This is a genomic window from Pseudomonas sp. D(2018) (assembly GCF_005502555.1).
Taxonomy (GTDB): Bacteria; Pseudomonadota; Gammaproteobacteria; order Pseudomonadales; family Pseudomonadaceae; genus Metapseudomonas; species Metapseudomonas resinovorans.
In genome coordinates, this window is the sequence record NZ_SCOK01000017.1 from 18,580 (window position 1) to 39,270 (window position 20,691).

Annotated in this window: 21 protein-coding genes; 17 read left to right on the forward strand and 4 right to left on the reverse strand. The window is 65.6% G+C overall.

All coding sequences use genetic code 11. The features are described from left to right. The first annotated feature begins 9 nt into the window (after positions 1-9). The 3 genes from FFS60_RS13115 to FFS60_RS13125 all read left to right on the forward strand — a co-directional run bounded on the left by FFS60_RS13115 (position 10) and on the right by FFS60_RS13125 (position 3,217). Positions 10-1,062, forward strand: coding sequence for an acyl-CoA dehydrogenase family protein (locus FFS60_RS13115; protein WP_137822205.1), 1,053 nt, complete (start codon positions 10-12; stop codon positions 1,060-1,062). Between the two features lie 41 nt (positions 1,063-1,103). Next, positions 1,104-2,252: an acetyl-CoA C-acetyltransferase gene (locus FFS60_RS13120; RefSeq protein WP_137822206.1), complete on the forward strand. Its 1,149-nt coding sequence runs from the start codon at positions 1,104-1,106 to the stop codon at positions 2,250-2,252. An 89-nt stretch (positions 2,253-2,341) separates the two neighbouring features. Beyond that, positions 2,342-3,217, forward strand: coding sequence for an SDR family oxidoreductase (locus FFS60_RS13125; protein ID WP_137822207.1), 876 nt, complete (start codon positions 2,342-2,344; stop codon positions 3,215-3,217). 247 nt (positions 3,218-3,464) lie between these two features. Here FFS60_RS13125 and FFS60_RS13130 read toward each other — a convergent pair whose 3' ends face one another. Together FFS60_RS13130 and FFS60_RS13135 are read right to left on the reverse strand one after the other, a co-directional pair. Beyond that, positions 3,465-3,890 (reverse strand): hypothetical protein, encoded by a 426-nt coding sequence (locus FFS60_RS13130; RefSeq protein ID WP_028628154.1) that lies wholly within the window; start codon positions 3,888-3,890, stop codon positions 3,465-3,467. 317 nt (positions 3,891-4,207) lie between these two features. Next, positions 4,208-5,272 carry an alpha/beta fold hydrolase gene (locus tag FFS60_RS13135; protein WP_137822208.1) on the reverse strand — a complete coding sequence of 355 codons (1,065 nt, stop codon included), beginning with the start codon at positions 5,270-5,272 and terminating at the stop codon, positions 4,208-4,210. Between the two features lie 303 nt (positions 5,273-5,575). Between FFS60_RS13135 and FFS60_RS13140 the strand changes: the two genes are divergently transcribed. The 7 genes from FFS60_RS13140 to FFS60_RS13170 are packed head-to-tail and all read left to right on the forward strand — an operon-like array spanning position 5,576 to position 11,258. Then, complete coding sequence (locus FFS60_RS13140; protein WP_137822209.1) at positions 5,576-6,733, forward strand: acyl-CoA dehydrogenase family protein; 1,158 nt, start codon at positions 5,576-5,578, stop codon at positions 6,731-6,733. Beyond that, positions 6,730-7,917 (forward strand): acyl-CoA dehydrogenase family protein, encoded by a 1,188-nt coding sequence (locus FFS60_RS13145; RefSeq protein ID WP_028628151.1) that lies wholly within the window; start codon positions 6,730-6,732, stop codon positions 7,915-7,917. The genes FFS60_RS13140 and FFS60_RS13145 overlap by 4 nt, the downstream gene beginning before the upstream one ends. 14 nt (positions 7,918-7,931) lie before the next feature. Further along, positions 7,932-8,714, forward strand: a complete 783-nt coding sequence (locus tag FFS60_RS13150) for an SDR family oxidoreductase (RefSeq protein WP_137822210.1) — start codon at positions 7,932-7,934, stop codon at positions 8,712-8,714. 2 nt (positions 8,715-8,716) lie between these two features. Continuing rightward, positions 8,717-9,175 (forward strand): MaoC family dehydratase, encoded by a 459-nt coding sequence (locus FFS60_RS13155; RefSeq protein ID WP_137822211.1) that lies wholly within the window; start codon positions 8,717-8,719, stop codon positions 9,173-9,175. Positions 9,176-9,215: 40 nt separating this feature from the next. Further along, positions 9,216-10,418, forward strand: coding sequence for an acetyl-CoA C-acyltransferase (locus FFS60_RS13160; RefSeq protein WP_137822212.1), 1,203 nt, complete (start codon positions 9,216-9,218; stop codon positions 10,416-10,418). 10 nt (positions 10,419-10,428) lie between these two features. Next, positions 10,429-10,818 (forward strand): nuclear transport factor 2 family protein, encoded by a 390-nt coding sequence (locus FFS60_RS13165; RefSeq protein ID WP_137822213.1) that lies wholly within the window; start codon positions 10,429-10,431, stop codon positions 10,816-10,818. Further along, on the forward strand, positions 10,815-11,258 hold the full coding sequence (locus FFS60_RS13170; protein WP_137822214.1) for a nuclear transport factor 2 family protein: 444 nt from the start codon (positions 10,815-10,817) through the stop codon (positions 11,256-11,258). Before FFS60_RS13165 ends, FFS60_RS13170 begins: the two co-directional genes overlap by 4 nt. A 79-nt stretch (positions 11,259-11,337) precedes the next feature. Here FFS60_RS13170 and FFS60_RS13175 read toward each other — a convergent pair whose 3' ends face one another. Further along, entirely contained in the window at positions 11,338-12,111 is a 774-nt protein-coding gene (locus tag FFS60_RS13175) for an SDR family oxidoreductase (protein WP_137822215.1), read from the reverse strand. A gap of 230 nt (positions 12,112-12,341) precedes the next feature. Here FFS60_RS13175 and FFS60_RS13180 point away from each other — a divergent pair, with 230 nt between their 5' ends. The 7 genes from FFS60_RS13180 (at position 12,342) to FFS60_RS13210 (ending at position 19,520) form a co-directional block, all read left to right on the forward strand. Continuing rightward, positions 12,342-13,169, forward strand: a complete 828-nt coding sequence (locus FFS60_RS13180; RefSeq protein ID WP_137822216.1) for an alpha/beta fold hydrolase — start codon at positions 12,342-12,344, stop codon at positions 13,167-13,169. After that, complete coding sequence (locus FFS60_RS13185; protein ID WP_028628143.1) at positions 13,166-13,957, forward strand: fumarylacetoacetate hydrolase family protein; 792 nt, start codon at positions 13,166-13,168, stop codon at positions 13,955-13,957. The genes FFS60_RS13180 and FFS60_RS13185 overlap by 4 nt, the downstream gene beginning before the upstream one ends. Positions 13,958-13,973: 16 nt before the next feature. Continuing rightward, a complete protein-coding gene (locus FFS60_RS13190; protein WP_028628142.1) occupies positions 13,974-14,882 on the forward strand; it encodes an acetaldehyde dehydrogenase (acetylating) in 909 nt (302 codons plus the stop codon). A gap of 13 nt (positions 14,883-14,895) precedes the next feature. Next, positions 14,896-15,930, forward strand: a complete 1,035-nt coding sequence (gene dmpG / locus FFS60_RS13195) for a 4-hydroxy-2-oxovalerate aldolase (protein WP_137822217.1) — start codon at positions 14,896-14,898, stop codon at positions 15,928-15,930. A gap of 153 nt (positions 15,931-16,083) precedes the next feature. Beyond that, positions 16,084-17,040, forward strand: a complete 957-nt coding sequence (locus FFS60_RS13200; protein ID WP_028628140.1) for a TAXI family TRAP transporter solute-binding subunit — start codon at positions 16,084-16,086, stop codon at positions 17,038-17,040. A 54-nt stretch (positions 17,041-17,094) separates the two neighbouring features. Beyond that, on the forward strand, positions 17,095-19,122 hold the full coding sequence (locus tag FFS60_RS13205) for a TRAP transporter permease (protein WP_137822218.1): 2,028 nt from the start codon (positions 17,095-17,097) through the stop codon (positions 19,120-19,122). After that, on the forward strand, positions 19,119-19,520 hold the full coding sequence (locus tag FFS60_RS13210) for a DUF1850 domain-containing protein (protein WP_137822219.1): 402 nt from the start codon (positions 19,119-19,121) through the stop codon (positions 19,518-19,520). The genes FFS60_RS13205 and FFS60_RS13210 overlap by 4 nt, the downstream gene beginning before the upstream one ends. Positions 19,521-19,642: 122 nt before the next feature. Here the strand turns inward: FFS60_RS13210 and FFS60_RS13215 are convergent, their stop codons facing one another. Next, positions 19,643-20,689 carry a chemotaxis response regulator protein-glutamate methylesterase gene (locus FFS60_RS13215; RefSeq protein ID WP_137822220.1) on the reverse strand — a complete coding sequence of 349 codons (1,047 nt, stop codon included), beginning with the start codon at positions 20,687-20,689 and terminating at the stop codon, positions 19,643-19,645. Between the last annotated feature and the right edge of the window lie 2 nt (positions 20,690-20,691).

Here is a 20,691-nt window from a genome sequence, read left to right on the forward strand (position 1 = left end):
GAGCGCGCCATGGACTTCACTTTCAGCGACGACCAACTGCTGTTCCAGGACAACGTGCGCGCCTTCCTCACCAATGAAGTGATCCCGGAACGCATCCGTGAGCTCTGGCAATCCGAAAGCGGCCGCAGCGACGAACTCTGGGGCCAACTCACTGAACTTGGCCTCACCGCACTGACGGTGCCGGACGGGTTCGGTGGCCTGGACATGAATGAGCTGGACTTCATCCTCCTCGCCCAGGAATGCGGCTACGCCGGCCTGCCCGAGCCCCTGGTGGACACCATGCTGATCGGCGTGCCGCTGCTCGCCGCCCTGCAGGGTCAGCTCGACCTGCAAGGCGAATGGTTGACCCGCATCGCCGAAGGCAAGGCGCGTCTTGCCGTGGGGGAACCGGGCAACCCGCTGGTGGCCGATGCCCATGTGGCTGGGCTGTTGCTCCTGCCCCATGGGGACGAGGTACACGCCGTGCTGCCCGAACAGGTGCATCTCACCCGCAATGAATCGGTGGACCCGAGCCGCCAGCTGTTCCGGGTCGACTGGACGCCGAGTCCATCCACCTGTGTGGCAGACGGCGAGCAGGGTAGGGCGCTGTGGGCCGCTGCGCGGAACCGTGGCGCCCTCGGCACCGCCGCCCAGTTGCTGGGCCTGGCCAAGCGCATGGTGGACCTGGCGGTGGACTACAGCTTCGAACGCAAGCAGTTCGGCAAGCCGGTGGGCTCCTTCCAGGCGGTGAAGCACCTGATGGCCAACGTCGCGGTGCAGATCGAGTTCGCCAAGGGCCCGCTGTACCGCGCTGCCTATGCCGTCGCCCAAGGGCTTGCGGACCAGGACGTGCAGGTTTCCCACGCCCGTATCGCCTGCGCGGAGGCCGCCCTGCTGGCGGCGAAGAACGCCATCCAGACCCATGGCGCCATGGGATACACCTGGGAGGTGGACCTGCAGATCTTCATGAAACGCGCCTGGGCCCTGGACAAGGTCTGGGGCGACCGTGGCTGGCACAAGGCACGGATTCGCCAGGCGCTGTTCGATGGCCACGTCCAGCCGGGGGCGGGTAATACCTTCTAGTCCGTCATCCTTCACTCCACTCCTGACCATTCGAGACTGCCATGCCCGAAGCCTACATAGTCGACGCCCTGCGCACCCCCACCGGCCGGCGCAAGGGCGGCCTGAGCCAGATCCACGCCGCCGACCTCGGCGCCCATGTGCTGCGCGAACTGGTCGCTCGCAACCCGATTCCCGACGCTGACTACGACGATGTGATCTTCGGTTGCGTCGACACCATCGGCCCGCTGGCCGGGGACATCGCCCGCACCTGCTGGCTGGCCGCCGGCCTTGACCACGCCGTGCCCGGCACCACCATCGACCGCCAGTGCGGTTCGTCCCAGCAGGCGGTGCACTTTGCCGCCCAGGCCGTGATGAGCGGCACCCAGGATGTGGTGATCGCCGGCGGCGTGCAGACCATGACGCAGATTCCCATCTCCTCGGCCATGACCGCCGCCGAACCGCTGGGCTTCACCGATCCCTTCTCCGGCTCCGACGGCTGGGTGAAGCGCTATGGCAAGGTGCCGCCGACCCAGTTCCGCGCCGCGCAGATGATCGCCGAAAAGTGGGGCCTGACCCGCGAGGCCCTTGAGGCCTACGCCCTGGAATCCCACCGCCGTGCCCTGCGCGCTATCGAACAGGGCCGCTTCGCTCGCGAGATCGTGCCCCTGGCCGGCGTCGAGCATGACGAAACCCCGCGCCAGACCAGCCTGGACAAGATGGCCGAGCTGGAAACCCTGTTCGGCTGCGATCGCGTCACTGCAGGGGTTTCCAGCCAGACTTGCGATGGCGCCAGTGCGCTGCTGGTGGTCTCCGAGGCGGCGCTCAAGCGCTACAACCTCACACCACGTGCGCGCATCCACCACATCAGCGTGCGTGCCGACGACCCCGTGTGGATGCTCACCGCGCCCATCCCGGCCACCGAGTACGCCCTGAAGCGCGCCGGGATGAAGCTGGACGACATCGACCGCGTGGAGATCAACGAAGCCTTCGCCTCGGTGGCCATGGCCTGGCTCAAGGAAACCGGCTACCCCCATGACCGCACCAACGTCAACGGCGGCGCCATCGCCCTCGGCCATCCCCTGGGCGCCACCGGCACCCGGCTGATGTGCACCCTGCTGCACGAACTGGAGCGCAGTGGCGGCCGCTTCGGCCTGCAGACCATGTGCGAAGGCGGTGGGCAGGCGAACGTGACCATCATCGAGCGGCTCTAGCACATCGCACGGACAAACCCCCTCTCCCTCCGGGAGAGGGCTGGGGAGAGGGCAACCAACCCCCACACGAACTTATCGGAGAACTCCCCATGCCAATCTGCCAATCCCGTTCCGTCATCATCACCGGCGCCGGCGGCGGTCTCGGCCGAGCCTATGCACTGGCCTTCGCCGCCGAAGGCGCCAAGGTACTGGTCAACGACATCAACCTGCCCGCCGCCGAAGCCGTGGTCGCTGAAATCCGTGCCAACGGCGGCCAGGCCATCGCCAACAACGGCGATATCACCAACTACGCCGCTGCCGGTGAAATCGTCCGCCAGGCCATCGAAGCTTTCGGCGACCTCCACGTGCTGGTGAACAACGCGGGCATCTGCCGCGACCGCATGTTCGCCAGCCTCACCGAAGCCGACTGGGACGCGGTGATGGCCGTGCACCTGAAGGGCCATTTCTGCCTGGCCAGCCATGCGGTGAAGCACTGGCGTGAGCAGGCCAAGGGCGGCGTGGAGGTGAATGCGCGGATCATCAACACCAGCTCCGGCGCCGGCCTGCAGGGCTCCATCGGCCAGTCCAACTACGCCGCTGCCAAGGGAGGCATAGCGTCCCTGACCCTGGTGCAGGCCGCCGAACTGGCGCGCTACGGCATTACCGCCAACGCCCTGGCCCCGGCTGCCCGCACCGGCATGACCGAAGACGTTTTCGCCGAGGTGATGAAGAGGCCGGACGACGGCTTCGACTATTTCGCCCCCGAGAACGTCGCGCCGCTGGTGGTGTGGCTAGGCTCGGAAGCATCCCAATCCGTCACCGGAAAGATGTTCGAAGTGGAAGGCGGCAAACTCTCCATCGCCGACGGCTGGCGCCGCGGCCCCGAGTTCGACAAGGGCGCGCGCTACCAGCCCGGCGAAGTGGGCGAGGTGGTCGAACGCCTGCTGGCCGAAGCCGTCCCGGCGCAGAAGGTCTACGGCACCTGATCCCCGCTACCCTCCCGCTCTTTCTTCTGTGGGGGCGAATTCATTCGCTAAGGGCAGCGCAGCTGCCCCCCATGCCCGGCGCCCAACAACCGCCGTAGGAGCGAGCTCTGCTCGTGAACAACCCCACCCCAAATCCGCTCCCATAGATTTCACATTCCCCAAAAAGAAAGAAGGCGCCACAGGTGGCGCCTTCTGCCTTTCGAGGTGCATACATCATGAACTGCCTGCCTCTGAACTGCTCCGGGAACTAGCTGATGCGGTTGGCGCCAGTGCGATCTGCACCGCCTTCAGCCACTTGGAAAGCCTGGGTGCGGTCGGATCCACCTTCGGCAACGCGCAGCGACTGGGAGCGCTCTGAACCATTCTCGGCAACATCGAAGGCCTTGGTACGGTCGGAACCGCCTTCAGCTACACGCAGGGACTGGGAGCGCTCGGAGCCGTTCTCGGCGACATCGAAGGCCTTGGTACGGTCGGAACCGCCTTCAGCCACGCGCAGGGACTGGGAGCGCTCGGAGCCATTCTCTGCGACGCGGTGGATGCTGGTGCGGTCAGCGCCACCTTCGGCAACGCGGTGGATGGACGTGCGGTCGGAACCACCCTCGGCAACCGACAGTGCAAAAGCGGAGGCGGACAGGCTGGCGATGAACAGGCTGGCGAAGATTTGCTTTTTCATTTTGGTCACCTTGGTTAGAGGGGGTTGGAATTCGTCTACGGGGCCCATGTTACTGATGTGATTTCGATGAAGAAGTGATGCTGCGTAATGGTTACCATCGATGCTATTGATGGTTGATTTATTTCAAATAAAAACAACTGTTTATGTCTTTTAAACGGCGCAGTTTCGTTAAGTGGAACGGCTTTTTCCGTGACCAGGAATAATCAACTTTATGGATGTATTCGGGCTGGTTTTGCTCGTTTTCTGAGCATCTGGTGAATCGAGGACCTCGCTGCCACCAGGCGCGCCGGTGGCAGCGAGCTTGCCCTGTCTGCGCTTCAGAGGTTGTCAGCGTCGATGACGGCCTTGGTGAAGGCCTGCGGATCTTCCTGGGGCAGGTTGTGGCCGATGCCGCCGGTGATCAGCCGGTACTCGTACTTGCCGGTGAAGCGCTTGGCATAGTCTTCGGCCTTCGGGTGCGGCGCACCGTTGGCGTCACCTTCCAGGGTGATGGTCGGCACGCTGATGGAGGGTGAGGTGGCCAGCTTCTGCTCCAGGGCCTCGTACCGGCTTTCCCCCTTCTCCAGGCCCAGGCGCCAGCGGTAGTTGTAAACGGTGATGGCGACGTGGTCGGGGTTGTCCAGGGCGGCGGCGCTGCGATCGAAAGTGGCGTCGTCGAACGCCCATTTCGGCGAGGCCAACTGCCAGATCAGCTTGGCGAAGTCGTGGGTGTTCTGCTCGTAGCCGGCGCGGCCGCGCTCGGTGGCGAAGTAGAACTGGTACCACCACTGCAGTTCGGCCTTGGGCGGTAGCGGCTTCTGGCCCGCGGCCTGGTTGCCGATCAGATAGCCGCTGACCGACACCAGCGCCTTGACCCGTTCCGGCCAGAGCGCGGAGACGATGTCGGCCGAGCGCGCACCCCAATCGTAGCCGCCGAGCACGGCCTGTTTGATCTTGAGCGCATCCATGAAATCGATGACGTCAGTGGCCAGCGCGGCGGGCTGACCATTGCGAACGGACTGCTCGGAGAGGAAGCGCGTATCGCCATAGCCCCGTGCATAGGGCATCAGCACCCGATAGCCCTTGTCCGCCAGCAGAGGCGCGACCTTCTCATAGCTGTGGATATCGTAAGGCCAGCCGTGCAGGAGAATGACCACAGGCCCGTCGGCGGGGCCGGCCTCGGCGTATGCCACGTCCAGTAGCCCGGCCTTTACATGCTTCAGCGGACCGAACGGGGAGGCGGAAGCCTGCCGGGTGCCGGCACCGGTCGCGATGGGTTCCGCGCTCGGGGAAGTTTGCGCCTGGGCTACGCCAAGTTGCATCAGGGTCAGAGCGAGAATCGACGAGCCGACCCAGCGGCGGCGTTTGTTGCCGGTTGCCTTGTTCTGCACTGCCATCTTCATGGGGAAGTCTCCGTTGCAAGCGATTGGCCGGGGCCGGTCGACCCCTTTCAAGTGACGCATGCAGTTGAACACCCCGAGTTATCTGGCCTGTGTCAGTTCCCTGGCCAAATCGGTGCCCATGTATCTCGATGCATTTCAGACACACTGTGATGCATAGCGATCCTGGCCTTCGCTGGGGCGGGCCATACGGACGTTTACCTCGCCACAACGGCCTTTCCCCTCGTCGTCCATCCGGACGATTCCCCGCCCGGCGCAAGTCGCCAGACTCCTTGCCAGCCCCAGGAATCACAAAAAGGCAGCCTTATGGAATTCGCGTTCAGCGATGAGCAGGAGATGATCCGCGAGTCCGCCGAGAGCTTTCTCGCGGATGTTTCCGATTCCGCCGCCGTGCGGGCGGCCATGGCCACCGAGCTGGGCCATGACCCGGACCTCTGGCGGCGACTGTGCAACGAGATGGTCTGGCCGGCCATTCATATTCCCGAACAATACGGCGGCCTCGGACTGGGTTTCGTCGAGTTGGCCATCCTGCTTGAGCAAATGGGCCGCCGGTTGTTTTGTTCGCCCTTCTTCGCCAGTGCCTGCCTGGCCACCCCGGCGTTGTTGCTGGGCGGCAGTGAGGAACAGAAGGCCCGTTGGCTGCCGCAGCTCGCCGATGGCAGCCTGACCGCCACCCTGGCCTTTGCCAGCAACAACCTCAATGGCCGCGATGCGGTGCAGGCGAGCTATCGCGTCGAGGGCAGTGGAGTCGTGATCGACGGCTGCCTGCGCCAGGTGGTGGACGGCCACAGCGCCGGCCTGCTGATAGTGGCCGCGCGCGGCCGGCAGGGTATCGGCCTGTTCGCTGTACCCGCCGACACGCCTGGCGTCCGCCGCCGCCTGATCCCAACCCTGGACCAGACCCGCAAGCTGGCCGAGGTGGAGTTCAGTCAGGTCTTCGTCGGCGCCGATGCCCAGTTGGGTGAGCCGGGGCAGGGCGGTGAACTGCTCGATCAGGTCCTGGACCTGGCCTGTGTGGCGCTGGCCGCGGAGCAGGTAGGCGGTGCCCAGCAGACCCTGGACCTGACCCTTGCCTACACCGCCGAGCGCCAGCAGTTCGGTCGTGCCATCGCCAGCTTCCAGGCTATCAAGCACCGCGCCGCCGACATGATGCTGGAAGTGGAATGCGCGCGTTCGGCGGCCCTCTACGCCGCCTGCGTGGCCGAGGAAGCACTGGCGCCGCATGGCGACAAGGGTGTCGCTGCCGAGCTGTCCCTGGCCGCCGCCCTGGCCAAGTCGCGTTGCTCGGAAGCCTTCTTCCACTGCGCGGCGGAGTCCATCCAGTTGCATGGCGGCGTCGGCTTCACCTGGGAGTACGACCCGCACCTTTACTTCAAGCGCGCCCGGGCCAGTGAAGCCCTGTTCGGCGCGCCGTCCTGGCACCGGGAGCGGATTGCCGCGGCCCTTCTGGGGGAGATCGCATGAAGATCAGTTTCAGTGAGGCGGATGAGTGCTTCCGCCGTGACGTGGCCGGCTGGCTTGCCGACAATCTGCGCGGCGAGTTCGAGGTCCTGCGCTTTCGCGGTGGCCCGGGTGACGAGCACAGCTTTCCCGAAGAACGCAAAGCCTGGGAGCGCAAGCTGGCCGAAGGCGGCTGGACCTGCGTGGGCTGGGCGCCTGAGCATGGCGGACGCGGCCTGTCCATCAGCCAGCAGGTGATCTTCCACGAGGAGTACGCCCGTGCCGGGGGCCCTGGCCGCATGGGGCACATCGGCGAAGGCCTGGCCGGGCCCACCATCGCCGCCTTCGGCACTGATGAACAGCAACGCCGCCTGCTCCCGGGCATCGTCGCCGGCACCGAGTTCTGGTGCCAGGGTTACTCGGAGCCGGGGGCCGGCTCCGACCTTGCGAACGTGAAGACCCGCGCGGTGCTGGAGAACGGCCAGTGGCGCATCAGCGGCCAGAAGGTCTGGACCTCGCTGGCGCACGAATCCGAATGGTGCTTCGTCATCGCCCGCACCGAGCCGGGCAGTGTCGGGCACCAGGGGCTGTCCTTCCTGCTGGTGCCGATGCACCAGTCGGGCGTTACGGTGCGGCCCATCGAGCAGCTCACCGGCACCTCGGAATTCAACGAGGTGTTCTTCGACGAGGCCGTCACCGAGGCCAGTAACATCCTCGGCGCCCCGGGCGATGGCTGGAAGATCGCCATGGCGCTTTTGGGCTTCGAGCGCGGCGTCTCCACCCTTGGCCAGCAGATGCTGTTCCAGAACGAACTGGAGGAAATCATCCGCATCGCCCGCGCCAACGGAGCCGCCCGCGACCCGCTGCTGCGCCAGCGCATCGCCGACGCCTGGAGCGGACTGCGCATCCTGCGCTACAACTCCTTGCGCATGCTCTCCGGCGCCCAGGACGGCTCGCTGCGCCGCGAGGCGATGATCTACAAGCTGTGCTGGTCCAATTGGCACGTCGCCCTCGGCAAGCTGGCCATGGACGTGCTCGGCCCGGACGCCGAACTGCTGGAGGGCGGCCCCTACCAGTTGGGGCGCCTGCAATCGATGTTCCTCTTCAGCCGCTCCGACACCATTTACGGCGGCACCAACGAAATCCAACGCAACATCATCGCCGAACGCGCGCTGGGCATGCCCCGCGAGCCGCGCGTGCGCGCCTGATCCGAGGACCTTGCATGACTACTCCCACCTACGTTCCCGGCCATGGCCTGCTGCGCGGCAAGTCGGTGCTGATCACCGCCGCCGCGGGCGCCGGCATCGGTTTTTCCGCCGCCCTGCGCGCTGCCGAGGAAGGCTGCCGGGCGCTGATGATCAGCGACATCCATGAAGGCCGCCTGCAGGAAGCGGCGCTGAAGATCCGCGAGGCCACCGGGCTGGACCGGGTCTACACCCGCGAATGCAACGTCACGTCCGAGGAGCAGGTGCAGGCCCTGGTGGCTGCCGCCGAACGCGACCTGGATGGCGTTGACGTGCTGATCAACAACGCCGGCCTGGGCGGTTCGCGGTTGTTGGTCGAGATGAGCGACGAGGAATGGAACCGCGTCCTCGACGTGACCCTCACCGGCACCATGCGCATGACCCGCGCCATGCTGCCGACGATGATTGCCCGGCAACGCGGGGTGATCGTCAACAACGCCTCGGTGCTCGGCTGGCGTGCCCAGAAGGAGCAGAGCCACTATGCCGCGGCGAAGGCCGGCGTCATGGCATTGACCCGTTGCGCGGCGGTGGAAGCGGCGGAGCACGGCATCCGCATCAACGCGGTGAGCCCGAGCATCGCCCTGCACGATTTCCTTAAGAAGTCCGCGCCCAAGGAGCTGCTGGACCAGCTCGCCTCTCGCGAAGCCTTCGGCCGCGCCGCGGAAGTCTGGGAAGTGGCCAACGTGATGATGTTCCTGGCCAGTGACTACAGCTCCTACATGACCGGCGAAGTGTTGTCGGTTTCCAGCCAGAGGGCCTGAGCATGGCAACGATCTTCGACACCCCGGTGGCCTTGCTGGAGCGCGTTGGCGAACAGCTGGGCCACAGCGACTGGCTGCGTGTGGAGCAGTCGCGCATCGACCAGTTCGCGGAGGCTACCGGTGACCACCAGTGGATCCATGTCGACCCGGCGCGCGCCGCCGGTGGCCCCTTCGGCGCCTGCATCGCCCACGGCTACCTGACCCTCGCCCTGGTCAATCTCTTCCTGCCACAGATTGTCGAAGTACGGGGCATATCCATGGGGGTGAACTACGGCTGCGAGAAGGTCCGCTTCCCCAATGTGGTCCGCGCCGGCAGCCGCGTGCGCGGCAGTGCGCAACTCATTGCCGCCGAAGAAGTGAAGGGCGGCATCCAGGCCACCATCCGCGTCACGGTGGAGATCGAGGGCGAAGAGCGCCCAGGTTGCGTCGTGGACACCATCAGCCGGTATTACCCCGCGTAGGGCCGATTTCGTTAGGAACTGAAGAATTCTGGAGTAACCCATGAAAGAAGCCGTAATCGTATCCACCGCCCGCACGCCCATCGGCAAAGCCTTCCGCGGTGCCTTCAACGACACCGAGGCGCCGCTGATGGGCGGCCATGTGGTGCGCGAGGCGCTGCGCCGCGCGGGCGTCGAGCCGGGCGAAGTGGACGATGTGATCATGGGCGCCGCTGCCCAGCAGGGCACCCAGGCCTACAACCTCGGCCGCCTCTGTGCGACCGCCGCCGGGCTGCCGGCCAACGTTTCCGGCATGGCGGTGGAGCGCCAGTGCTCCTCGGGGCTGATGAGCATCGCCCTGGCTGCCAAGAGCATCATGTGCGATGAAATCGACATCGCCGTCGCCGGTGGTCTGGAGTCCATCTCGCTGGTGCAGAACAAGCACAAGAACAGCTACCGCAACCAGTCCGAGGCGGTGCTGGCGCAGGACCCACGCGCCTATATCCCGATGATCGAGACGGCAGAAATCGTTGCCGAGCGTTATGGCATTTCCCGTGAGGCGCAGGACGAGTACAGCTACCAGAGCCAGATGCGCACCGCCCTGGCCCAGGGCGCCGGCCGGTTCGATGCCGAATTGGCGCCGCTGGCCGTGCGCAAGCTGGTGATGGACAAGACCACCGGCGAAAGCCGCCACGAAACCGTGACTCTGGGCCGCGACGAGTGCAACCGCGCGGACACCACCCGCGAAAGCCTGAGCGCCCTGGAACCGGTCTGGCAGGGCGGGCAGTGGACCGGTGCCGGGCGCTTCATCACCGCCGGCAACGCCTCGCAGCTCTCCGATGGCGCCAGTGCCTCGGTGCTGATGAGCGCGCAACAAGCCGAACGCCGTGGCCTGGAACCCCTCGGCTTCTACCGTGGCCTGGCGGTGGCCGGTTGCGATGCCGACGAAATGGGCATCGGTCCGGTGTTCGCCATTCCCAAGCTGCTCAAGCGCCACGGCCTTTCCATGGACCACATCGGCCTGTGGGAGCTGAACGAGGCCTTCGCCTGCCAGGTCATCCACTGCCGCGACACCCTGGGGATTCCGGACGAGCGCCTGAACGTCAACGGCGGTGCCATCGCCATCGGCCATCCGTTCGGCATGTCCGGCGCACGCATGGTTGGACATGCGCTGATCGAGGGCAGGCGCCGGGGTCTGCGTTATGTGGTGGTGAGCATGTGCATTGGTGGCGGCATGGGTGCCGCCGCCCTATTTGAAGTGGCGTGAGGAGAATCCAATGATCAGTCCGCAGCAGGTACAGGAAATCATGGCTCGCTACGTCGAGCTGGTGGACGCTTGTGATATCGACGGCATCATCGCGCTCTATGCCGCCGATGCCTCGGTGGAAGACCCGGTGGGCAGCCCGCCCCATGTGGGCATCGAGGCCATCGACCGTTTCTACCGCGAGGGACTGGGCCGCGCCAACGCCCGGGCCCGCCGCACCGGTCCGGTATCGGCCAGTCATGCCGGCAGCGGCGCGGTTCCCTTCTGCGTTGACCTGGACTGGAACGGCCGCGCCTGTTCCATCCAGGTGATCGACGTGATGGAGTTCGACGCCGAAGGCCGTATCCGTTCCATGAAGGCCTTCTGGGGCGAGGCCAACGTCGTGGGGAGGGAGGTGTCATGACCCTGGAGCAGCGTCTTGCCCGCCTTGAAGCACTCGAGGCCATCCGCCAGCTCAAGCACCGCTATCTCAACGCCTGCGACCTGAAGGACGTGGAGGCGATCCGCGCGTGCTTCGCCGAGGGTGAAGTCGCCATCGACTACGGCCCCGTGGGGACTTTCCGGGACCGCGACAGCTTTGTTGCGCTGTACCAGTCCCTGGCCTGCAACGAGCGGGTGATCGACCTGCACCACGGCGCCAACCCGGAGGTCGAGCTGGTCGCCGAGGATGAGGCCAGGGCGCGCTGGGCGCTGTACTACTTCAACCTCGACGCTGAAACCGGCGCCACGCGGCAGCTGGGCGGGTTCTACCAGGACCGCTATCGGTGCATCGATGGCGCCTGGAAGATCGTCAAGACGGTGTTCCGGGGCCATTCGTTGGTGGAGTCGGTGGGTTCGAATTGATGGGTTTCGCTTCGCTCTACCGCATCCTACGGGTGCCATATTTGTAGGATGGGTAGAGCCTGCGAAACCCATCGGCTTTTCAGTTCACCCCGGCTGCTTCGAGGAACGCCGGTTTCTCTCCGCCGCCATGCACGCAGATATCCGCCCCGCTCACATAGCTGGACAGGGGGGAAGCGAGGTACAGGCAGGCATCGCCAATGTCCTCGGGGGTTGCCATGCGTTGCAGCGGAATTCCTGCCGCCACCCGCGCCACACTGTCGGCGTTGCCGTAGTGCAGCTCGGCCTGTTCGGTAAGGATCAACCCCGCCGTTACCGCATTCACCCGCACCTTCGGTGCCCACTCCACTGCGAGCGAACGCGTGAGATTGAGCAGGCCGGCCTTGGCCGCGCCATAGGCGGCGGTGCCGGGGGAGGGGCGGACGGCGCTGACACTGCAAATGTTGATGATGGCGCCGCCTTCAGGCTGGCGCTGCATCACCTGGTTGGCCAACTGGCAGAGGTTCAGCGGCGCCAGCAGGTTGAGGCGGATGATGGATTCGGAAAAGCGTGGCGACGCCGTGGCAGCGTCGGTGTGAGGGGCGCCACCGGCGTTGTTCACCAACACGTCCAGGCGTCCGAAGCGCTCGACGATGTCGTCCAGCATGCCTTGCAGTTGCTCGATATCGCGTACATCGCAGGGCGTGAAATGGGCGCTGCGGCCTTCATGCTCGGGCAGGCTTTCTGGCGCCTGGCGCCCGCAGATCACCACCTCGGCGCCTTGCTCCAGGAAACGCAGGCTGATGCCCCGACCCACACCCTTGCCGCCGCCGGTTACCAGCACCAACTTGCCGCTGAAATCCAATGCATCGCCCATGGTCGTTTCCTCTGAAATGTCGATGGACAGAGGCTAGGGCGAGCAGGGCGGGGCGCCTACGTCCGGGAGGACTAGGGCACCACGTTTGGTGGCCATTTCTGTAGGGTGGATGGCGCTTTTCCATCCACCAGCGGAGTTGAGGGCCGAGCAGGCTGCTAGTCCTCTCGGACGATGTTGGCCTGCCGGCCCGCCCGAATAATCCCGGCAAACAACAAGCCGAGGAGAGTCCCATGGGCGCACTACCGCAAGGGCGTTTCGTCACGCTGCCGGATGGCCTGCGACTGCACTACATCGAAGCGGGCGAGGGCGAGCCGGTGGTGTTCATCCACGGCAGTGGCCCAGGCGCCAGTGGTCATAGCAACTTCAAGCAGAACTACCCGGTATTCGCCAGCTTCGGCTACCGCGCCATCGTCCCGGACCTCCCGGGCTATGGCGCTTCCGACAAACCGGAAACCACCTACAGCCTGGACTTCTTCGTCACCGCCCTGACCGGTCTGCTGGACGCCCTGGACATTCAGCGCTGCGTGCTGGTGGGCAACTCCCTGGGGGGTGCCATCGCCATCAAGCTGGCGCTGGATGCGCCCAAGCGCGTCAGTCGCCTGGTACTGATGGCACCCGGCGGGTTGATGGAGAAGGAGCAGTACTACCTGCAGATGGAAGGCATCCAGAAAATGGGCGCGGCCTTCGCCAATGGCGAGTTGAACGATGCAGACGGCATGCGTCGCCTGCTCGGCCTGCAGCTCTACGATGCCTCGCTGATTGCCGACGAGACCGTCAACGAGCGGGTCGCCGTGGTGCAACAGCAGCCGCGCTGCGTGCTCAGCACCATGCAGGTGCCGAACATGGCCGCGCGCCTTTCCGAGCTGTCCTGCCCGATCCTCGGTTTCTGGGGCATGAACGACAAGTTCTGCCCGTCCTCCGGCGCCCAGACCATGCTCGAAGCCTGTCGCAACATTCGTTTCGTGATGCTCAGCGAATGCGGCCACTGGGTGATGGTGGAGCACCGCGAACTGTTCAACCGTACCTGCCTGGACTTCCTCGCGGAGGGCCGGCCATGAGCGACGCACTGCATCGCCAATACGGCGAAGAGCTCTACCAGGCCCTGCAGGACGGGCGCACCCTGGAACCCCTGACCCACCGCTGGCCGGCGATCACCATCGACGACGCCTACCGCATTTCCCTGCACGCCATCGAGCGCCGGGTGGCGGCGGGCGATGCCATCGTCGGCAAGAAGATCGGCGTCACCTCTGCCGCTGTGCAGCGGATGCTCGATGTGCACCAGCCAGACTTTGGCTTCATCACCCGCGATATGGGGTTCGACCATGGCGCGGAGATTTCCCTGTCCGCCAACCGCCTGATCCAGCCGCGCGCCGAAGGCGAAATCGCCTTCAAGCTGAAGCGTGACCTCAAGGGGCCGGGCGTGACCGAGCAGGATGTGCTGGACGCCACCGAATGCGTGATGCCCTGTTTCGAGATCGTCGACTCGCGCATCCACGACTGGAGAATCCGCATCCAGGACACCGTCGCCGACAACGCCTCGTGCGGGGTCTTCGTCCTCGGTCGCGAGCAGGTGGACCCGCGTGAGCTGGACCTGCCCAACCTGCGCATGACCGTGTTCAAGAACGGTGTGCAGATCAGCGAGGGGCTGGGCTCGGCAGTACAGGGTAACCCGCTCACGGCGGTGGCCTGGCTGGCCAACACCCTGGGTGAGCTGGGCATCCCCTTCCTGGCCGGCGAGATCATCCTCTCCGGCTCGCTGGTACCACTGGAACCGGCGCGAGCCGGTGACCGCTTCGAACTGACCATCGACGGCCTGGGCAGTGCCCGGTTGTCCTTCTGTGCCTGACTCTGGGGGAGTGGTGATGAGCAAGAAACTCAAGGCGGCCATTATCGGGCCGGGCAATATCGGTACCGACCTGTTGATCAAGATGCGTCGGTCGGAATGGATCGAACCGGTGTGGATGGTGGGCGTGGACCCGACCTCGGAGGGGCTCAAACGCGCCGCCGAGTTCGGCCTGAAAACCACCGCTGATGGCGTCGACGGCCTGCTGCCGCATGTGTTGGACGACGACATCCGCATTGCCTTCGACGCCACCTCGGCCTATGTGCATGCCGAGAACAGCCGCAAGCTCAATGAGCTGGGCGTGATCATGATCGACCTCACCCCAGCGGCCATCGGCCCGTATTGCGTGCCGCCGGTCAACCTCAAGGAGCACGCGGAGAAGCTGGCGCTCAACGTCAACATGGTCACCTGCGGCGGCCAGGCCACCATTCCCATGGTGGCGGCGGTGTCCCGCGTGCAGCCGGTGGAGTACGGCGAAATCGTCGCCACCGTATCGTCCCGCTCGGTGGGGCCGGGTACCCGGCAGAACATCGACGAATTCACCCGCACCACCGCCGGTGCCGTGGAGAAGATCGGCGGGGCGAAGCGCGGCAAGGCGATCATCGTCATCAACCCGGCCGAGCCGCCCTTGATGATGCGCGACACCATCCATTGCCTCACCGAAGGCGAGCCGAACCAGGCGGAGATTCGCACCTCGGTGCTGCACATGGTCAAGGAAGTGCAGCGCTACGTGCCGGGCTACAAGCTGATCAACGGCCCAGTGTTCGACGGTCGCAAGGTGTCGATCTTCATCGAGGTCGAAGGCCTGGGCGACTTCCTGCCCAAGTCCGCCGGCAACCTGGACATCATGACCGCCGCCGGCCTGCGCACCGCCGAGATGTTCGCCGAAGAAGCCCACAAGGGCGCCCTGCAACTGCCCGTCCGTTGAGTGGAGATACCCCATGAACCTGCAAGGTAAGCACGTGCGCCTGCACGACATGAGCCTGCGCGACGGCATGCATGCCAAGCGCCACCAGATCAGCCTGGACGAGATGGTCGCCGTGGCCACCGGCCTCGATGCAGCCGGCGTGCCGCTGATCGAGATCACCCATGGCGATGGCCTGGGCGGCAGCTCGCTGAACTACGGCTTTCCGGCGCACAGCGACGAGGAATACTTCGACGCGGTGATTCCCAAGCTCAAGCAGGCCAAGGTTTCGGCGCTGCTGCTGCCGGGCATCGGCACCGTCGACCACCTGAAAATGGCCCATGACCTCGGCGTTTCCACCATCCGCGTCGCCACCCACTGCACCGAGGCGGACGTCTCCGGCCAGCACATCGGCATGGCCGCGAAGATGGGCCTGGACACCGTCGGCTTCCTGATGATGGCGCACATGGTCAGCGCGGAAAAACTGCTGGAGCAGGCGAAGCTGATGGAGAGCTACGGCGCCAACTGCATCTACTGCACCGACTCGGCGGGCTACATGCTGCCCGATGAAGTGACCGAGAAGATCGCCGTGCTGCGTAACGGGCTGAACGCCGGCACCGAAGTCGGTTTCCACGGTCACCACAACATGGGCATGGCCATCGCCAACTCCCTGGCTGCCATCGAGGCGGGGGCCGCGCGCATCGATGGCTCGGTGGCGGGCCTGGGGGCTGGTGCCGGCAACACCCCGCTGGAGGTGTTCGTGGCAGTGCTGGAACGCATGGGCGTGGCGACCGGCATCGACCTCTACAAGATCATGGACGTGGCCGAGGACCTGGTGGTGCCGATGATGGACCAACCGATCCGCGTCGACCGCGATGCCCTGACCCTGGGTTATGCCGGGGTCTACAGCTCCTTCCTGCTGTTCGCCAAGCGCGCCGAGAAAAAGTACGGCATCCAGGCCCGCGAACTGCTGGTGGAACTGGGGCGTCGAGGCACCGTGGGCGGTCAGGAAGACATGATCGAAGACTTGGCGTTGACCCTGTCGCGCCAGCGCGAGGTGTTGCCGACCTGAGGGGGCTTCGGGCACTGGATCGAGGAGCGTCAACACCATTTCCGGTCTTGGCGCAATGCTCCTTTCGGCCCGGTGCGCATGGGCTGCATCCCTTCTGTCCGATGGTCTAGAGTCAATCCTTTGAGACCATGACAACAAGAAGGGAGTCCCCCCATGCGACTGCGTACCTCGATCCGTTCCATTGCCTTTCTTTCCGCCCTGGCGGCCAGCGCCGCAGCACTGGCCGCGCCCACCTTCATCAATATCCTCACCGGCGGCACCAGCGGGGTGTACTACCCCATCGGTGTCGGTCTGTCGCAGATCTACGGCAGCGGCATCGAAGGCTCGAAGACCTCGGTGCAGGCCACCAAGGCCTCGGTGGAGAACCTCAACCTGCTGCAGGCCGGGCGTGGCGAGTTGGCCCTGGCGCTGGGCGACTCGGTGAGCGACGCCTGGACAGGCGTCGAAGAGGCGGGCTTCAAGGCGCCATTGAAGAAGCTGCGGGCCATCGCTGCCACCTACCCGAACTACATCCAGATCGTCGCCGCCAAGGAGTCGGGGATCAAAACCCTGGCCGACCTCAAGGGCAAGCGCATTTCGGTGGGGGCGCCCAAGTCCGGTACGGAACTGAACGCACGGGCGATCTTCGCGGCAGCCGGCCTCAGCTACGAAGACATGGGCAAGGTCGAGTTCCTGCCTTATGCCGAGTCGGTGGAGCTGATCAAGAACCGCCAGCTGGACGCCACGCTGCAGTCCTCGGGGCTGGGTATGGCGGCAATCCGCGACCTGTCCGCAACCATGCCGATCAACTTTGTCGAGGTACCGAAGGAGGTCACGGCCAAGATCGGCAATGCGGCCTATCAGCCGGCGGTGATCCCGGCCAAGACCTATGACGGCCAGGACGTGGATGTAGCGACGGTGGCCATCACCAACATCCTGGTGACACACGAAGGCGTGTCCGACGAACTGGCCTACCAGATGACCAAACTGATGTTCGACAACCTTGGCCGACTGGTCACCTCCCATGCCGCCGCCAAGGACATCAAGCTGGAAACGGCGGCGCAGAACCTGCCCATCCCTCTGCATCCAGGTGCAGAGCGCTTCTACAAAGAAGCCGGCGTACTCAAGTGATGGCCCGCGCCGGCGGCGGGGGCCGCCGGCATTCCAGGCAGTAGAGGACGTGTCATGACAGAAGACCATTCGGGGCTCGGCGCCAGCGTGTCGGACTGGCCCAAGGCGTTGTTCGTCGTCGCCTTGCTGTTCACCTGCTTCCAGATCGTAACCGCCGCTTTCCACCCGGTTTCCACGCAGATACTGCGGGCCGTACACGTCGGCTTCCTGTTGATGCTGGTGTTCCTCAGCTATCCCGCCGTCGGCCGGACGCCGCCCTGGCAACCGCTGGCATGGCTGTTGGCCCTGGCGGGTGCGGCCACCGCGGCCTACCAATGGATTTTCGAGGTGGACCTGATCCAGCGCTCGGGCGACCTCACCGGCGCCGACATGGCCGTCGGCCTGTTGCTGATCGCGCTGGTGTTCGAGGCGGCGCGCCGTGTCATGGGTATCGCGCTGCCGCTGATCTGCGGCGTGTTCCTCGCCTACGGCCTGCTTGGCGAGTACCTGCCGGGCGACCTGGCGCACCGGGGCTACGGGCTGGATCAGATCGTCAACCAGTTGTCCTTCGGCACCGAGGGGTTCTACGGCACGCCCACCTACGTGTCCGCGACCTACATCTTCCTGTTCATCCTGTTCGGCGCCTTCCTCGAACAGGCAGGGATGATCAAGTTGTTCACCGATTTTTCCCTCGGCCTGTTCGGCCACAAGCTCGGCGGGCCGGCCAAGGTGTCGGTGGTGTCTTCGGCCTTGATGGGCACCATCACCGGCTCGGGCGTGGCCAACGTGGTCACCACCGGCCAGTTCACCATTCCGCTGATGAAGCGCTTCGGCTACCGGGCTGCCTTTGCCGGCGGGGTGGAGGCCACCGCGAGTATGGGCAGCCAGATCATGCCGCCGGTGATGGGGGCGGTGGCATTCATCATGGCCGAGACCATCAACCTGCCCTATTTCGAAGTGGCCAAGGCGGCGTTGATTCCGGCCTTGCTCTACTTCGGCTCGACCTTCTGGATGGTCCACCTGGAAGCGCGGCGCTCCAATCTGGTGGGCCTGCCCAAGGAGCAGTGCCCGAGCGCCTGGGGGGCGGTGAGGGACCGCTGGTACCTGCTGATACCGCTGCTCGTGCTGATCTACCTGTTGTTCTCCGGACGCACGCCGCTGTTCTCCGGCACCGTTGGCCTGGCGCTGACGGCCATCGTCATCCTCGGCTCGGCGATCATCCTGCGGGTGTCGTCCTTTGGCCTGCGTATCGCCTTCTGGATCGCCTTGGGGCTGCTCTGCGCAGGGTTCTTCCAACTGGGTATCGGGGTGATCTTCGGCGTGATCGCCGCGCTGGTGGCGGCATGCTGGTTCGTCAAGGGCGGCCGGGCAACCTTGCGCCTGTGCCTCCATGCGCTGGTGGAAGGCGCACGCCATGCGGTGCCGGTGGGCATCGCCTGTGCCCTGGTTGGGGTGATCATCGGCGTCGTCAGCCTGACCGGCGCGGCCTCCACCTTCGCCGGCTACATACTCGCCATCGGCCAGGAGAACCTGTTCCTTTCCCTGGTCCTGACGATGCTCACCTGCCTGGTGCTGGGCATGGGCATCCCGACCATTCCCAACTACATCATCACCAGCTCCATCGCCGCACCGGCGCTGCTGGAACTGGGCGTGCCGCTGCTGGTGTCGCACATGTTCGTCTTCTACTTCGGGATCATGGCCGACCTTACGCCACCGGTTGCCCTGGCCTGTTTCGCGGCGGCGCCGATTGCCCGCGAGCGGGGCCTGCTGATCAGCCTCTGGGCCGTGCGCATCGCGGTGGCGGGCTTCGTGGTGCCCTTCATGGCGGTCTACGATCCGGCGCTGATGCTACAGGGTGAAAACGGCTGGGCGACGCTCTATGTACTGCTGAAGGCGGTCCTGGCCATCGGCCTGTGGGGCGCGGTGTTCACCGGGCACCTGCAGGTGGGCCTGGCGTGGTGGGAGCGCATCCTGGCCTTCGTCGCTGGCGCATTGCTGATCCTCGCCTTGCCGGTGACCGATGAGCTGGGCTTCGTCCTGTCCTTCTTGTTCATCGCCCAGCATGTCTGGCGTGCCCGCCGGGCAGGCGCCGCCACCGCATGATCGGCCTGTGCCTGGGGTTGGCCGGTAGCGTCTGGGCGACGCTGCCGGTCACCGAGTTCACCCTGGCCTGGCAGCACACGGTGGAAAAAGTGCGCTGGGAGGAGGACTACCGAATTACCCCGCAGGGCCTGGAACTGCGCGAGGCGCGGGTGCGCGGCAGCGGGGCGGGTATGGACATTCCCGACGGCGCCGTACTGCGGGACGGCGCCTGGCATTACCGGCGCCCGTTGCCACCCTTGAATCCCCTGCGCCTCGGGCGGACGCCGGAGGCGGGGGATTACCAGCTTTGCAGCAACGGTCGGTGCCGCGTACTGGCCGAGTGGCTGGGGCCGCCGGATGCCGATCAGCCGATGGTGGAGCTTTGGGCCTGCGAGGGCAGGCACACAGCGCCCCTGTAGATGGGTGATGGGCGAAGCTCAACGTCGTAGGCAAGGGTGATGGACCGAGCCCTCCTGGCTGCCCTCTCCCCAACCCTCTCCCTGAAGGGAGAGGGAGCTGTCCGTGCACCCACCCTCGGCCCTCACACCCTGTTCCCACTGCCCCGGCGCCGTGCCTGCGCCAGCAGCGCCGGGCCGATCTCCTCCAGCGGCAGCACCTCTTCCGCCGCGCCGATTTCCGCCGCTTCCCGGGGCATGCCGTACACGACGCAGCTGGCCTCGTCCTGGGCCAGGGTGTAGCCGCCGGACTCGCGGATTTCCAACAGGCCACGGGCGCCGTCCTTGCCCATGCCGGTAAGCAGAGCGGCGATCAGGTTGCGGCCGGCGCAGCGGGCGGCGCTGTTGAACATCACATCCACGGCCGGACGGTGGCCGTTGACCGGCGGTGCGTCCGACAGTCGCGCGACATAGTTGGCGCCGGAGCGGGTCACTTCCATGTGCAGGCCGCCGGGGGCGAGGAGGGCGGTGCCGGGGAGGATGCGGTCGCCGTCGCGGGCTTCGCTGACGCTGATGCGGCAGAGCTTGTCCAGGCGCGCGGCGAACGAGCGGGTGAAGCCCGCGGGCATGTGCTGGGTGATGACCACGCCGGGGCTGTCCGCCGGCAGGCCCAGCAGCACTTCCTTGATGGCCTCGGTGCCGCCGGTGGAGGCGCCGATGGCGATCAGTTTCTCGGTGCCGACGATGGGTAGGCCGCGCTCTGCCGGACGTTCCGCGGCGATGCGGCGGATCATCCGCGCGCGTGCGGCTACCTTGAGCTTGGCGCGAATCTCTTCGGCATAGGCCTGCATCCCTTCGGCGATGCCCAGCTTGGGCTTGGCGATGAAGTCGATGGCGCCCAGTTCCAGGGCCCGCAGGGTGGCTTCGGAGCCGCGCTCGGTGAGGGAGGAAATCATCACCACGGGCGTCGGCCGGCCCTTCATCAGTTTGTCGAGGAAGGTCAGGCCGTCCATGCGCGGCATTTCCACGTCCAGGGTGATGACGTCCGGCGAGTGCTGCTTGATCAGGTCGCGGGCCACATAGGCGTCGGGCGCCACGCCCACCAGTTGCAGTTCGTGGTCGGCACGGACGATCTCGCTGAGCAGGCTGCGGATAAGCGCCGAGTCATCCACCACCAGTACCTTGATGGGCAAAT

Coding starts and splice junctions, on each gene's coding strand:
- FFS60_RS13115 (WP_137822205.1), top strand. CDS start 10: ATGGACTTCACTTTCAGCGACGACCAACTGCTGTTCCAGGACAACGTG.
- FFS60_RS13120 (WP_137822206.1), top strand. CDS start 1,104: ATGCCCGAAGCCTACATAGTCGACGCCCTGCGCACCCCCACCGGCCGG.
- FFS60_RS13125 (WP_137822207.1), top strand. CDS start 2,342: ATGCCAATCTGCCAATCCCGTTCCGTCATCATCACCGGCGCCGGCGGC.
- FFS60_RS13130 (WP_028628154.1), bottom strand. CDS start 3,890: ATGAAAAAGCAAATCTTCGCCAGCCTGTTCATCGCCAGCCTGTCCGCC.
- FFS60_RS13135 (WP_137822208.1), bottom strand. CDS start 5,272: ATGAAGATGGCAGTGCAGAACAAGGCAACCGGCAACAAACGCCGCCGC.
- FFS60_RS13140 (WP_137822209.1), top strand. CDS start 5,576: ATGGAATTCGCGTTCAGCGATGAGCAGGAGATGATCCGCGAGTCCGCC.
- FFS60_RS13145 (WP_028628151.1), top strand. CDS start 6,730: ATGAAGATCAGTTTCAGTGAGGCGGATGAGTGCTTCCGCCGTGACGTG.
- FFS60_RS13150 (WP_137822210.1), top strand. CDS start 7,932: ATGACTACTCCCACCTACGTTCCCGGCCATGGCCTGCTGCGCGGCAAG.
- FFS60_RS13155 (WP_137822211.1), top strand. CDS start 8,717: ATGGCAACGATCTTCGACACCCCGGTGGCCTTGCTGGAGCGCGTTGGC.
- FFS60_RS13160 (WP_137822212.1), top strand. CDS start 9,216: ATGAAAGAAGCCGTAATCGTATCCACCGCCCGCACGCCCATCGGCAAA.
- FFS60_RS13165 (WP_137822213.1), top strand. CDS start 10,429: ATGATCAGTCCGCAGCAGGTACAGGAAATCATGGCTCGCTACGTCGAG.
- FFS60_RS13170 (WP_137822214.1), top strand. CDS start 10,815: ATGACCCTGGAGCAGCGTCTTGCCCGCCTTGAAGCACTCGAGGCCATC.
- FFS60_RS13175 (WP_137822215.1), bottom strand. CDS start 12,111: ATGGGCGATGCATTGGATTTCAGCGGCAAGTTGGTGCTGGTAACCGGC.
- FFS60_RS13180 (WP_137822216.1), top strand. CDS start 12,342: ATGGGCGCACTACCGCAAGGGCGTTTCGTCACGCTGCCGGATGGCCTG.
- FFS60_RS13185 (WP_028628143.1), top strand. CDS start 13,166: ATGAGCGACGCACTGCATCGCCAATACGGCGAAGAGCTCTACCAGGCC.
- FFS60_RS13190 (WP_028628142.1), top strand. CDS start 13,974: ATGAGCAAGAAACTCAAGGCGGCCATTATCGGGCCGGGCAATATCGGT.
- dmpG (WP_137822217.1), top strand. CDS start 14,896: ATGAACCTGCAAGGTAAGCACGTGCGCCTGCACGACATGAGCCTGCGC.
- FFS60_RS13200 (WP_028628140.1), top strand. CDS start 16,084: ATGCGACTGCGTACCTCGATCCGTTCCATTGCCTTTCTTTCCGCCCTG.
- FFS60_RS13205 (WP_137822218.1), top strand. CDS start 17,095: ATGACAGAAGACCATTCGGGGCTCGGCGCCAGCGTGTCGGACTGGCCC.
- FFS60_RS13210 (WP_137822219.1), top strand. CDS start 19,119: ATGATCGGCCTGTGCCTGGGGTTGGCCGGTAGCGTCTGGGCGACGCTG.